This window comes from Caulobacter zeae (genome assembly GCF_002858925.1).
GTDB lineage: Bacteria > Pseudomonadota > Alphaproteobacteria > Caulobacterales > Caulobacteraceae > Caulobacter > Caulobacter zeae.
This window is the reverse complement of sequence record NZ_PJRS01000021.1, coordinates 11,330-24,530: the sequence shown is the minus strand read 5'-3', so window position 1 is coordinate 24,530 and position 13,201 is coordinate 11,330. Positions and strand designations below refer to the sequence as shown.

General features: G+C 68.6%; 9 protein-coding genes. 1 reads left to right on the top strand and 8 read right to left on the bottom strand.

What is annotated here, in order from left to right; all coding sequences use genetic code 11:
* Positions 1-106: 106 nt before the first annotated feature.
* The 7 genes from SGCZBJ_RS11390 to SGCZBJ_RS11360 all read right to left on the bottom strand — a co-directional run bounded on the left by SGCZBJ_RS11390 (position 107) and on the right by SGCZBJ_RS11360 (position 9,747).
* The gene (locus tag SGCZBJ_RS11390; RefSeq protein ID WP_101718125.1) at positions 107-1,216 is read right to left on the bottom strand and encodes a sugar kinase; all 1,110 of its coding nucleotides are present in this window, start codon (positions 1,214-1,216) and stop codon (positions 107-109) included.
* Positions 1,216-1,890: a bifunctional 4-hydroxy-2-oxoglutarate aldolase/2-dehydro-3-deoxy-phosphogluconate aldolase gene (locus SGCZBJ_RS11385; protein WP_058348668.1), complete on the bottom strand. Its 675-nt coding sequence runs from the start codon at positions 1,888-1,890 to the stop codon at positions 1,216-1,218. The genes SGCZBJ_RS11390 and SGCZBJ_RS11385 overlap by 1 nt, the downstream gene beginning before the upstream one ends.
* Positions 1,891-2,316: 426 nt before the next feature.
* Positions 2,317-5,043, bottom strand: a complete 2,727-nt coding sequence (ppc, locus tag SGCZBJ_RS11380; protein WP_101718124.1) for a phosphoenolpyruvate carboxylase — start codon at positions 5,041-5,043, stop codon at positions 2,317-2,319.
* Positions 5,044-5,328: 285 nt separating this feature from the next.
* On the bottom strand, positions 5,329-6,084 hold the full coding sequence (kduD, locus tag SGCZBJ_RS11375; protein WP_101718123.1) for a 2-dehydro-3-deoxy-D-gluconate 5-dehydrogenase KduD: 756 nt from the start codon (positions 6,082-6,084) through the stop codon (positions 5,329-5,331).
* A gap of 152 nt (positions 6,085-6,236) precedes the next feature.
* A complete protein-coding gene (kduI, locus tag SGCZBJ_RS11370) occupies positions 6,237-7,079 on the bottom strand; it encodes a 5-dehydro-4-deoxy-D-glucuronate isomerase (protein ID WP_101718122.1) in 843 nt (280 codons plus the stop codon).
* A 25-nt stretch (positions 7,080-7,104) separates the two neighbouring features.
* Positions 7,105-8,559, bottom strand: coding sequence for a glucuronate isomerase (uxaC, locus tag SGCZBJ_RS11365; RefSeq protein ID WP_101718121.1), 1,455 nt, complete (start codon positions 8,557-8,559; stop codon positions 7,105-7,107).
* 105 nt (positions 8,560-8,664) lie between these two features.
* Positions 8,665-9,747, bottom strand: coding sequence for a LacI family DNA-binding transcriptional regulator (locus tag SGCZBJ_RS11360; RefSeq protein ID WP_101718120.1), 1,083 nt, complete (start codon positions 9,745-9,747; stop codon positions 8,665-8,667).
* A 161-nt stretch (positions 9,748-9,908) separates the two neighbouring features.
* On the opposite strand from SGCZBJ_RS11360, the gene SGCZBJ_RS11355 reads away from it, so the two are divergent.
* Positions 9,909-11,417, top strand: a complete 1,509-nt coding sequence (locus SGCZBJ_RS11355; protein WP_101718119.1) for a UxaA family hydrolase — start codon at positions 9,909-9,911, stop codon at positions 11,415-11,417.
* A 1-nt stretch (position 11,418) separates the two neighbouring features.
* Here the strand turns inward: SGCZBJ_RS11355 and SGCZBJ_RS11350 are convergent, their stop codons facing one another.
* Positions 11,419-13,179, bottom strand: a complete 1,761-nt coding sequence (locus tag SGCZBJ_RS11350) for a serine hydrolase (RefSeq protein ID WP_101718118.1) — start codon at positions 13,177-13,179, stop codon at positions 11,419-11,421.
* Positions 13,180-13,201 lie beyond the last annotated feature (22 nt).

Genomic DNA, 13,201 nt, shown 5'->3' with positions numbered 1-13,201 from the left:
CGCGAAGCGATCGGTGGGGGGAGTGGCTGCGAACCTGGCAAACGCCTTGGCAACTGAAAACGCCCCCCTCCGGCCTTCGGCCGCCTCCCCCAAAGGGGGAGGTTCGCTACCGAATAACCCGAGCCCCCGCGCCCTTCACCAGGGCCTCGACCTCCTTCAGCCGCACCATCGAGGTGTCGCCCGGGGTGGTCATGGCCAGGGCCGCGTGGGCCGCGCCGTAGTCGACGGCGGCTTGCGGACCCAGGTTCTCCATCAGGGCGTAGGCCAAGCCAGAGGCGAAGCCGTCGCCGCCGCCGATGCGGTCGTAGATGGCCAGGCCGTCGCGCATCGGGGCCTCGTAGAAGGCCCCGTCGGCCCACAGGATGGCGCCGAAGTCGTTGACGCTGGCCGAGCGCACGGCCCGCAGGGTGGTGGCCAGGACCTTGAGGTTCGGGAAGGCCTTCACCGCCTGCGGGGCCAGGGTCTTGAAGTTGGCCGGATCGGTGGGTTCGAGACCCTTCGCCAACCCGTCGATCTCCATCCCCAAGCACACCACGAAGTCATGATCGTTGCCGATCATCACGTCGGTCATGGCGGCGATCTTGCGGTTCAGGGCCTGGGCGGCGTCGAGGCCGCCGCGGTCCTTCCACAACGAGGCGCGGTAGTTCTGGTCGAAGCTGACGATGACGCCGTGCTTCTTGGCGACCTCAAGGGCCTCCAGAACCACCTCGGCGGTGTTGCTGGCCAGCGCGGTGAACACGCCGCCGGTATGGAACCAGCGCACGCCCTCCTCGCCGAACAGCCGCTCCCAGTCGATCTCGCCGGGACGCAGTTGCGAGGCCGCCGAGTTGGCGCGGTCGGAGACGCCCAGCGCCGGGCGCACGCCGAAGCCGCGCTCGGTGAAGTTCAGGCCGACCCGAGTGTTGCGGCCCAGGCCGTCGAACTGGCGCCAGACCACGTGGCTCATGTCCACGCCGCCCTGGCCGATCAGGTCCTGGACCAGCCAGCCCAGGTCGCTGTCGGGCAGGGCCGTGGCGACGGTGGCGCGCTTGCCCCAGCACTTGCTCATGCCGCGGGCGAAGTTGTACTCGCCGCCGCCTTCCCAGACCTGGAACTGGCGGGCGTTGCGCACCCGGCCGTCGCCCGGATCCAGGCGCAGCATCACTTCGCCCAGCGCCGCGCAGTCCCAGCGGGTCTCGGCGGCCGGGCGCAGGTTGAGGATCGGCTTGTCGCTCATCAGGCCTTGCCGCGCACCTTGGCGATCAGGTCGACCGTCTCGCGCACCTTCTTGGAGATGCCGGCGTAGTCCTTGGCGTCGAGGGCTTCCTGGGTGATCAGCTTGGAACCCATGCCGGCGGCGACGATGCCCGCGCCGAACCACTTCTTGATCGAGGCCTCGTCCGGATCGACGCCGCCCGTCGGCATGATCTTGGTCCAGGGCATCGGGCCCATCACGGCCTTGATGAAGTCCGGGCCGCCGACCGACGAGCCGGGGAACACCTTGACGATCTCGCAGCCCAGTTCCTGGGCGTAGGAGATCTCGGTCGCCGAGCCGCAGCCGGGGCTGTAGGGGATCATGCGGCGGTTGCAGAGCTTGGCCACGTCGGCGTTGACGATCGGGCTGACCATGAACTTGGCGCCGTTGGCGATATAGAGGCCGGCGGTCGGCGCATCGACGATCGAGCCGACGCCCATGATCACGCGCGGATCGGCCGAGGCGAAGTGCTTGGTGACTTCGTAGAAGACGTTGGCGGCGAAGTCGCCGCGGTTGGTGAACTCGATGCAGGGCGCGCCGCCGTCGGCGCAGGCCTGGATGACGTTCTTACAGATCTCGACGTCCGGGTGATAGAACACCGGCACCACGCCTTGGGTCTCAAGGGCCTGCAGCACCGCCATACGGTTCTTCAGCATTCTCGTACTCCTCCCGGAAAGGGCCGTTCTTGCGCGAGGCGCCGCCGTGGCGCGCCGCGCGTGGAAGATCTGTTCGGGCGATCCCTTAGCCCGCGCGCGCGACTTGCGCCACAGCGCGTGGCTGCCGCCGCGTCACTTTCCGCCAGCCCCCTGCCCCCGGCGAAATAAAGGGCGCCGAGCTACAGCTCGACGCCCTGGAAAGTTTGCGCAGGAGCGAACTCAAAGAGCCGCAGGACGCCGGGTCGGGGGAGCCGACCCAAAACGTCGTGACACCGGTATCAATCAGAGCTCGGCTCGTTTTGTCACCGGTGTCATAGACAGATAAGCGCAGTTTCGACATTTGAGCAAGCCTGTAGAAAACGCAGGTTCGCGAGCATCGCGTTTTTGACGGGCGCGCCGAATGAGCGGCGGCGCGCCCTTCCCGGATCAGCCGGTGTTGCGCAGGCCCGCCGCGATGCCGGCCACGGTGAGCTGGATGGCCAGGCGCACGTCCTCGGCCTGCTCGCCGCCGCGACGGCGGGCCAGCAGTTCCAGTTGCAGATGGTTCAGCGGGTCGACCGAGTGACCGGCCAGGGCCACCGACTCGGCCAGCTCCGGCTGGTTGTCGAGCAGGCTGGAGCCGCCACGGATCGCCAGGGCGATCTCTGCGGCCTTGTCGTGCTCGCGCTTGATCGTCTCGAAGATCCGCTGGGCGTTGGTCTGGTCAGGCGACAGGGCCACGTAGCGGGCGGCGATACCCATGTGGCTCTGGGCCAGCGCCAGTTCCATGTTCGACAGCAACGAGGCGAAGAAGTCGAAGTCGCCGGCCAGGTCCTGAAGTTGGCCCGTCGACAGGCCCGCGCGCTCGACGCCAGAGGCGAAGCCGTACCAGCCCGGCAGCATGAAGCGCGCCTGCGACCAGGAGAACACCCACGGGATGGCCCGCAGGTCCTCGATCTTGCGGCTGGCGGTGCGGCTGGCCGGGCGGCTGCCGATGTTCAGGCCGACGATCTCGCCGATCGGGGTGGCCGACCAGAAGAAATCCTCGAAGGCCGGGTCGTCATAGACCAGGGCGCGGTAGCCCTCGAAGGACGACTGGGCCAGTGCGGTCATGGCGCTCTCGACCTTGGGGTCGGGGCGGTTGACCGGGCGCTGGCTGGACTGGACCACGGCCGCGGCCAGGCCGTCGAGGTTGCGGCGGGCGGTGGGCTGGTCGCCGAAGCGGCGGGCGATCATCTCGCCCTGCTCGGTCATGCGGATGCGGCCCTGGACGGTGCCGGCCGGCTGGGCCAGCACGGCCTCGGCGGCCGGTCCGCCGCCCCGCCCGACGCTGCCGCCGCGACCGTGGAACAGCTGGATGCCGACGCCCATGCGGTCGGCCTCGAACGCGAGCGCAGAAGCCCCCCGCGCCACGCCCCGACGCGAGGCGACATAGCCGCCGTCCTTGTTGCTGTCGGAGTAGCCGAGCATGATCTCCTGCACCGGCCGGTCGCCCAGGATGGTGCGGCTGATCGGCAGCTCCAGCCACTGGCGCAGCACGCGCGGACCGTTTTCCAGGTCTTCGATGGTCTCGAACAGCGGGGCGATCTTCAGCGACGAGCGCGGCGCCGCCCCGCCCCAGACGAGGCCCACCTGCTTGAGCAGGACGAGCGGCTCAAGGATGTCCGACAGGGTCGCGGACTTGGAGATGATGTAGGCGCCGATGCAGGCGTGGCCGTAGTCGCGCACGGCCTGGGCGGCCGCTTCCATCGTGGCCAGCTCCTTGGCCGTCTCCTCGCCATAGGCGGTGAACGGCGACACCAGGGGCCGCTGGTGCGACAGCTCCTCGATCAGCAGCTTGGAGCGGGCTTCCTCGTCGAGGTCGAGGTAGCGCACGCCCGAACCCGAGCGCTGATAGAGTTCATGGATGGTGCGCTCGTGGACGTCTGCGTTCTGGCGCAGGTCCAGGCTCATCAGGTGGAAGCCGCAGGCCCTGGCGACGGCCACCAGGGTGCGCAGCGAGGCTCCGACCAGGCGCTCGCCGCCGTTGGCTTCCAGCGACTCGATGATGATCTGCAGGTCGGCGACGAAGGCGTCGGGGTGGGCGTAGGGCTCGACGTCCGTGCGGCTGGTGGCGTAGGCCACCCACTGGCCGGTCAGCTTCTGCGACACGGCGGTGAGGCGGTCGAAGATCAGCTCCAGGGCCAGGCGGTAGGGCTCGTCCAGGCGGTGCACCGACGGGTCCTTGGCCTGGGACGCCAGGGCCAGCAGTTCGTCGGAGACGGGGGTGTAGGCGGTCGAGACGGCGAGGTTCGACCACAGCTTGCGCACCTCGCCGGCGTACCAGTCGAGGATCACCCGCGACTGCGACGAGAGGGCCAACTTCAGGGTGTCGCCGTTGACGCCGGGGTGGCCGTCGCGGTCGCCGCCCAGCCACGAGCCCATCTTCAAGAGCGGGGCGATGTGGCCATGGCTGCCGATCTTGCCCGACCATTCCTCGTAGAGATCGACCATGGCCGGCAGGATCGAGGTGCGGACGATCGACAGGGCGTTGCGGATCTCGTCCTTCACGGTGATCCGCTCGGGGCGATAGAGGCGCGTGCGCCACATCAGGGCGATCTCGCGGAACAGGCGCTCGCGGATGTCGGCTTCCAGGTCGGCCGGCAGGTGGTGGCGGCGCAGGGTCATCAGCCGCGAGATCTCGGTCTCGCGATCGACCATGCTGCGGCGGCGGACTTCGGTCGGGTGAGCGGTCAGCACCGGCACCACGTTCATGGCGGCGAAGACCTTGGCCAGTTCCGCGTCGGTCTTGCCCTGCGCCTTCAGGACCGCGACGGCGTCGACCAGGGTGCGGGCGCGCTCGTCGCCGGGACGGGCGTCGGCCTCGGCGTGGCGGCGGCGGCCGGCGACGTCCTCGCCGATATTGGCCAGCAGCGAATGGCTGGCGAAAGCCCGCGCCAGGAACACGGCCTGGTCGTTGGAGAGGCCTTCGAACAGGTGGTCGAGACCCGGGGCCTCGCCTTCGTCGGTTTCGTGCGCGGCGGCTTTGCGGGCCTTGGCCACCAGGCCGGCGGCCTCCTCCCCTTCCAGATAGCCGATGGCCTCGATCAGCAGGTCGCCAAGCAGGTTGGCGTTCTGCCGGACATCACGGCTGGTGGGACGGCTGGCGCCGAGGGAGAGGGCCGAGTCGCGCATGCGCATGCTCCATCACCACCGCCAGGGAGAACGGTGGATCGTCGGGACTGTAAGAACTGATCTAACGGTTCTCGCGTTCAGCCCGGCCCGGTCGAACGCTGTGCGGGCTCTAGCGCCCTTCTTCTCCCGGGGGAAGTCGGGAGGTGAAATGGTTGCGCTACCATTGTTCGGCGGCGCGCTTTTTATGCGTGAGGGCCGTCGCCCCCCGCTCCAGAAACGAAAATCCCCGCGAAGTCGCCTTCGCGGGGATCGTTCGGTCTGGTGACGGCCCCAAGGCCGGCGGCCTTAGCGGGCCAGCCAGCCGCCGTCGACCGGCAGGGTCACGCCCTGAACGTAGTCGGCGGCCGACGAGGCCAGGAACACCGCGGCGCCGCCGAGGTCTTCCGGACGGCCCCAGCGGCCGGCCGGGATGCGGGCCAGGATCGAGGCGTTGCGGTCGGCGTCGGCGCGCAGGGCCTCGGTGTTGTTGGTGTCGAAGTAGCCGGGCGCGATGGCGTTGACGTTGATCCCCTTGGTCGCCCACTCGTTGGCCAGGATCTTGGTCAGGCCGGCCAGGCCCGACTTGGCGGCCGTGTACGACGGCACGCGGATGCCGCCCTGGAAGGAGAGCAAGCTGGCGATGTTGATCACCTTGCCGCCGCCCTGGGTCAGGGCCTGCTTGGCGAAGGCTTGCGTGAGGAAGAAGACGACCTTGAGGTTGGTGTCCATCACCGCGTCCCAGTCGGCTTCCGAGAACTCGATCGAGTCGGCGCGACGGATGATGCCGGCGTTGTTCACCAGGATGTCGACCTTGCCGAAGGCGGCGACGGTTTCGTCGATCACACGCTGCACGGGTTCGGTGGTCGAGAAGTCGGCCTTGATCGACACGAACTTGCGGCCCAGCGCCTCGACGGCGGCCTTGGTGTCGGTCGGTTCGCTGCGGCCCGCGGCGGCGATGTCGGCGCCGGCTTGAGCGAGGGCGATGGCGATCCCTTGCCCGATGCCGGTGTTGGCGCCGGTGACGAGCGCGACCTTGCCTTCGAGGCTGAACGGATTGGCCATTTTATCTGCTTCCTGATCCCAATTGCTTCATCCCGGACGGCCCTAAAGCCGATCGGGACCCAGGGTGGCGCATTGCTGCGGCCCTGGGTCCCGGCTCTACGCCCTGCTCCGGCCGGGATGACGGCCGGAGGAGCGCGGGTGGCGTGTTACGCCTACTTCAGCTGGCAGATGTCCAGCACGTTCATGTCGGTGTAGTCGAGGTTCTCGCCGCCCATCGCCCAGATGAAGGTGTAGTTGGCGGTGCCCGAACCCATGTGGATCGACCACGGCGGGCTCATGACGGCTTCCTCGTTGGCGATCACGATGTGACGCATCTCGTCCGGCTCGCCCATGTAGTGGAACACGCGGTCGTTCTCGCCCAGGCCGAAGTAGAAGTAGGCTTCCGAACGACGGTCGTGCAGGTGGGGCGGCATGGTGTTCCAGACGCTGCCCGGCTTCAGGACGGTCATGCCCAGCAGCAGCTGAGCCGACTTGCAGGTGGTCGGGACGATGTACTGGTAGATGGTGCGCTCGTTGCTGGTCTCGAGAGCGCCGCGCTCCAGCGGGATGGCGTCGGCGAAGGCCAGCTTCTTGGTTTCGAACGAAGCGTGGGCCGGCAGGCTGACCAGGTAGAAGCGAGCGGCTTCGCCGCCCGTGCCTTCGAAGGTCACGTCCTTGGCGCCCATGGTGACGTACAGGCCGTCACGTGGAACGATGTCGTAGACGACGCCGTCGACGGTGATCTTGCCGGTGGTCTCGCCGACGTTGATCACGCCCAGCTCGCGACGCTCCAGGAACGGGTGCCCGGCGGCCGAGGCGGGCTCGGTCTGGTCGGGCAGCTTCACGGCGGTCGAGGCGACGACGCCGCCGACCACGAAGCGTTCGGCGTGGTTGTAGTTCAGGACGATCTCGCCTTCGACGAAGAGGTCCTGCATCAGGTAGCGGTCGCGCAGGTCGTCGTTGCTGACGGCGAACATCATGTCCGGATGGGTGGCGTGGTAGGTCTTGGCGAACATCGTGTTTACTCCGGAAGTGGTGTTCTTATTCGGCAGCGAGCGCCGGGGCCGGGAGAGGCCGCGGCTGATCGAGCTTGTAGGCCTTCTTAGGCAGATTGTACGTCAGGTCTACGATGAGCTCCTGAGCTTCCACCAAATCCATGCGGTGCTCGCTCACCATGCGCGCCAGGAAGGCGCTGTCGACGCGACGGGCGACATCGTGGCGGGCGGGAATCGACAGGAAGGCGCGGGTGTCGTCGTTGAAGCCGACGGTGTTGTAGAAGCCGGCGGTCTCGGTGACCTGCTCGCGGAAGCGCATCATGCCTTCCGGGCTGTCGTGGAACCACCAGGAGGGGCCGAGCTTCAGCACCGGATAGTGGCCGGCCAGCGGGGCCAGCTCGCGGCTGTAGGTCGTCTCGTCCAGGGTGAACAGGATCACCGACAGGCGCTTGTCGTTGCCCAGGCGCGTCAGCAGCGGCTTCAGCGCATCGACATATTCCGTACGCATCGGAATGTCGGCGCCCTTGTCGCGGCCGTGCGATTCCAGCAGGCCGACATTGTGGTTGCGGTGCGAGCCGGGGTGGATCTGCATCACCAGGCCGTCCTCGAGGCTCATCTTGGCCATCTCGGTCAGCATCTGGGCGCGGAACAGTTCGGCCTTCTGCGGCGTGACGTTGCCCTTCACCAGGTCGGCGAACAGGGCCTCGGCCTCGGCCTCGCTCAGGTCGGCGGTGGCGGCGGTCGGATGGCCATGGTCGGACGAGGTGGCGCCGGCCTCGATGAAGGCTTTGCGGCGGATGCGGTGGGCTTCGAGATAGCCCTTCCAGCTGTGGACGTCCTGGCCCGAGATCTCGGCGAAGCGTTCGAAGGCGCGCGGGCTGCGCTCGTCCTCGAAGTCGATGACCGCATCGGGACGATAGGCGGTGATGACGTGGCCGCCCCACCCGCTCTCGCGGATGGCCTTGTGGTGCTTCAACGGATCATGCGGCCCCTCGGTGGTGGCCAGGGTCTCGATGTTGAAGCGGTCGAACAGGGCGCGCGGGCGGAAGGCGTCGGTGGCGAGCGCTTCGTTGATGCCGTCGAAATAGGCGTCGGCGTTGTCCTCGCCCAGGAACTCGGTGAAGCCGAACACCTTGCTGAACACGTGGTTCAGCCAGATCCACGACGGCGTGCCGCGGAACAGGTGGAAGTTCTGGGCGAACAGCTTCCAGGCCGCGCGCGGATCGGTGGCGGGCACGCCCGACTTGCGCGGCACCTTCAGGTCGTCCAGCGCCACGCCCTGGCTGTAGAGCATGCGGAAGACGTAGTGGTCGGGCGCCAGCAAGAGGTCGGTGGCGTCGCGGAACGGCTCGTTGGTGGCGAACCAGGCCGGATCGGTGTGGCCGTGCGGGCTGATGATCGGCAGGGCCGCGACCGTCGAATAGAGCTCGCGGGCGATGCCGCGGACGGTCGGATCGGCCGGGAACAGGCGATCGTCGTGCAAAATCAGGGGCCGGGCCATGGCGTGTCTCCTCGTCCCTTCGCCGGCGGCTGCTAACGGGCCGCTTCGTGGCGCTTGGTAACCGGTGTCAAAGTTCGGTGCAAGGTGCAGGGCGCGCGGCGCACCCTACACTTTCTTCGGTGGGGCGGAAGACTCGCGCGTCACCAGATAGGGGATCGTCTTGGCCGGATCGCCCGGCTCGTAGCCGTCGCGGGCGATCAGCTTCTCGGCGGCCATGCGGCCCACTTCGCGCGTCGGGATGTGGATCGTGGTCAGCGGCGGCCAGACGGCCTGGGCGATCTGGAAGTCGTCGAAGCCGACCACGGTCAGGTCTTCCGGCACCGTCAGGCCGGCGCGGCGGGCGGCCTGCAGCACGCCGGCGGCCATTTCGTCGTTGCCGGCGAAGATGGCGGTCGGGCGCGGGGTCTTGGCCAGCAGCGCCTCGCCGCAGGCCAGGCCCGATTCGAAGGTGTAGGCGCCCTGCACCACATAGTTGGGGTCGAGCTTCACGCCGGCCTTGGTCAGCGCGTCCTCGAAGCCCCCTCGCCGCTCGTGCGACGACCGGAAGCTGGGCAGGCCAGTGATGAAGCCGATGCGCTCGTGGCCCAGGCCGACCAGGTGCTCGCCCATGGCCTGGGCGCCCAGCCGGTCGTGACCGACGATCATGTGCTCTTCTTCGTCGAGCGGCACCGAGGCGATGCGGATGTATTCGCAGCCGATGTCGCGCAGCAGGTCGGCGACGCGCTCGTCCTCCGACACCGACGGCGGCAGGATCACGCCGAACAGCTTCTGCCGCTCGATGAACATCCGCACGTCCTGCAGGAAGGTGGGGCTGCCACGGTCGCAGGGGTGGACCACCAGCTCGAAGCCCGAGCCGCGCATGCCGTCCAGCAGGCCAAGCTGCATGTTCACGACGTACTGCGGGTTGGGGTTGTCGTAGATCATGCCGATCAGGAACGAGCGGCGGAAGGCCAGGCCTCGAGCCTGGGGATCGGGGGCGTAGCCCCACTCGGCGATCACCGCCTCGATCCGCACCCGCGTCTCTTCGCGGACGAAGGGCGACTGGTTGATCACCCGCGAGACGGTCTTCTTGGAGACCCCGGCCAGGCGGGCGATGTCGTTGATGGTGGCGCGGCGGCGGCCGCTTTCCAGCGCGGCGTTCACATCCGACTCGTCGGCGGACTTTTTGGGCGTCTTTGACGAGGTCACGGCGTTTCCATGCGGCGGGCGTTCTTTTCTTTTGTCATACTCCAGCGTCGAAAGCGTAGCCAATCTGCGGCTAAAAGCGCGCTGGCGAAGCTCTTGACACCGGTTTCCACTCCCTTAGGACCGGATGGCAACACAAAAAGTCGCAAAGACAAAGACCCCAGATGAGCGAAACGGCCACCTTTCCCGGCGAATCGATCCACGGCGTCGATCCGCGCGACCACGTCGCCACCGCCCTGCGTCCCCTGTCGGCCGGCGAAACCGTCGATCTGCACGGCGAGCAGATCCGGGTGCGAAGCGACATTCCCAAGGGCCACAAGATCGCCGTGCGCGCGGCGGCCAAGGGCGAGGACGTGCTGAAGTACGGCTGGCCGATCGGCCGGGCTGTCAGCGACATCGCCGTCGGCGACCACGTGCACGTCCACAATGTCGAGACGCGCCTTTCTGGCGTCGAAGGCTACGCCTACGCGCCGGCCGGGACCGACAACACCGAGGTGGTCGGCGACCGCAGCTTCCTGGGCTATCGCCGCAAGAACGGCCGGGTCGGCACGCGCAACGAGATCTGGGTGCTGTGCACCGTCGGCTGCGTGGCCAACACCGCCCGCCGTATCGCCGAAAAGGCCAATGCCCGCTTCGCCGGCCGCGTCGACGGCGTCTTCGCCTTCCCCCACCCGTTCGGCTGCTCGCAGCTGGGCGATGATCTTTCCCACACCCGCCAGCTGATCGCGGGCCTGGCCGCCCACCCCAACGCCGGCGGCGTGCTGATCCTGGGCCTGGGCTGCGAGAACAACCAGCTGAAGGCCCTGCTCGACAGCGCCCCGGACCTGGATCCCGAGCGCCTGCGCTCGTTCACCACCCAGTTCGTGGAAGACGAGTACGAACAGGGCCTGGAGGCCATCGAGACGCTCATCGAGATCGCCGAGAAGGACAAGCGCGAGCCCGCGCCGCTTTCCGAACTGGTGGTTGGCCTCAAGTGCGGCGGCTCGGACGGGTTCTCGGGCGTCACGGCCAATCCGCTGGTCGGCCGCATCGCCGACAAGGTGGCCGCAGCGGGCGGCACCCCGGTGCTGACCGAGATCCCCGAGGTGTTCGGCGCCGAGAACGTGCTGCTGCAAAGGGCTGCAAGCCGCGAGGTTTTCGACCAGGCCGTCGAGGTGATCGACGACTTCAAGCGCTACTTCATCGACAACCACCAGCCCATCTACGAGAACCCCTCGCCCGGTAACATCGCCGGCGGCATCACCACCCTGGAGGAGAAATCCCTGGGCGCGGTGCAGAAGGGCGGCCGCGCGCCTCTGGTCGAGGTGCTGCGCTACGGCGAGCGGGTCGGCCCGCACGGGCTGACCTTGCTCGAGGCGCCGGGCAACGACGCGGTGTCGTCCACGGCCCTGACGGCGGCCGGCGCCACGGTGATCCTGTTCACCACCGGCCGCGGCACGCCGCTGGGCTTCCCCGCCCCGACGCTGAAGATCGCCTCGAACAGCGCCCTGGCCGCCCGCAAGCCGTCGTGGATCGACTTCGACGCCGGGGTGGTGCTGGACGGCCAGACCATGGACCAGGCGGCGGATTCGCTGCTCGACCTGGTCGTCGCCACCGCCTCGGGCCAGGAAACCAAGGCCGAGCGCAACGGCGAGCGCGAGATCGCCATCTGGAAGTCGGGCGTGACGCTGTAAGCTAGGGGACGCGGGGCGCCGGCAGGGCGCGTCCGTTCTGGTGCAGCACCAGGCTGATCGCCTTGCCGTCGGCGCCGAGCACGAACTGCGCGCGGGCCGGAACCACAGCCCAGACCACCTCTGTCGGGCTCTGCGGGAAGACCTCGAAGACGGGCTGGCCGGTCAGTTGAGCGAACAACCGCCCCTCCCGCCGCGTCACCTCCAGGATCATCGCGGGGGCCAGGGCATAGCGGCCGACGAGGGCGTCCAGCGCCTGTGGCGACAGGGCCACGACCTTGGGCGTCGGTGCGGCCGGCGGCTCGGCGCCTTCGGCCAGTCGCGGCGCCGGCGTGTTCTGGCCGTTCTGATGCAGGGTCACGCTGCTCGCGCGTCCGTCCGCGCCGACGGTGAAGGTCAGCTGTGCGTCAACGACCCTGGTGAAGAAAGCCGTCGGCCCCTCGGCGAAGATCTCGATGCGGGGCTGGCCGGTCAGCTGGCCGAACATCCGCTGGCCCTCGCGGGTGATGGCCATCACGGCGCCGGGCCCCAGCGCGTAGCGGCCGGTCAGGCCGTCCAGCACAATCGGCGGCAGGGTCTTGGCCTCGCGGACCTTGACCTTGGGCGCAGTCTTCAGCGGCGCGCCGGTCAGCAGGTGCAGGCCCAGGTCCTCGACGCCCATGGCGCCCGAAGCGTTGCTCAACACCACGACGCCCACCCCGCTCGTCTGGTCGAAACCGACGAATGTCTGGAAGCCCATGGTGCCGCCGCCATGACTGACGATCTCGCCCTTGGGCGTCGCGGCGACGTGCCAGCCGAGCGCGACCTGGACATCGCCGCCCACCGGACGCCGGGGATCCAGCTGGCCGACCATGGCGGCCCTCAGCGGCGTGTCGACATAGCCAAGCTCGGCGGCCAGCAGTTTCAGCAGGTCGTCGGCCGAGGATCGCAAGCCGCCCGCCCCGGCCAGGGTCGGCAGGTCCCAGTGCGGCGTGGTCGCCAGATCCGCGGTGTGGCCCGGCGAAAAGCGGGCCTCGAGCGCCGGCGATAGCGCGATAGCGGTGCTCGACATGCCCAGCGGCGCCAGCACCCGCTTGCGCAGCACCGTCTCGTAGTCGCCGCCCGCCCGCTGGGCCAGCGCCCGGCCCAGCAGTCCTGCGCCTAGGTTGGAGTATTCATAGGCCGCGCCGACGTCGCGGGTCAGGCTGTAGCGCCGCAGGAAGGCGTCCAGCAGGTCGGGACCGTAGTCAGCATAGGGATTGAGCGGGTCGGTCATCGGCATGTTGTCTGGCAGCCGCGGCAGGCCCGAGGTATGGGTGGCCAAGTCTATAAGGGTGATGGCCTTGCCGTTGCGCTCGGGCGCGACCGAGCCGGCGGGCAGCAGCTTGACGAGGGGCTCGTCGAGCGTGACCTCGCCACGCCGGACCATGTCGGCGAGCAGCAGGCCGGTGAAAGCCTTGGTCACCGAGCCGATCTCGAACAAGGTCTGGCCGTCGACGGGGCGAGGATCGGCCGCGTCAAAGACGCCCCGGGCAATCACGCGGCGGCCCTTGGCGTCGATGACGCCAACGACGATGCCGGCGGCCTGCTTGTCGACATCGACCCGCTGGACCAGCACCTGGCGGATGGCCGCGTCCGACAGGCGCGTCTCGGCGGCGGCGGAAGGGCTCGCAGTCTGGGCCGCGGCGGGCATGGCGACGAGCAGGGCGACGAGCAGGGCGGCGGCGGCGATCGCCAACCTACGGAACAGGCCGACGCTCAAGGCGGCCACGGCGACTTTCCGCATGTTCCCCTTCCCCCGGCTCCCG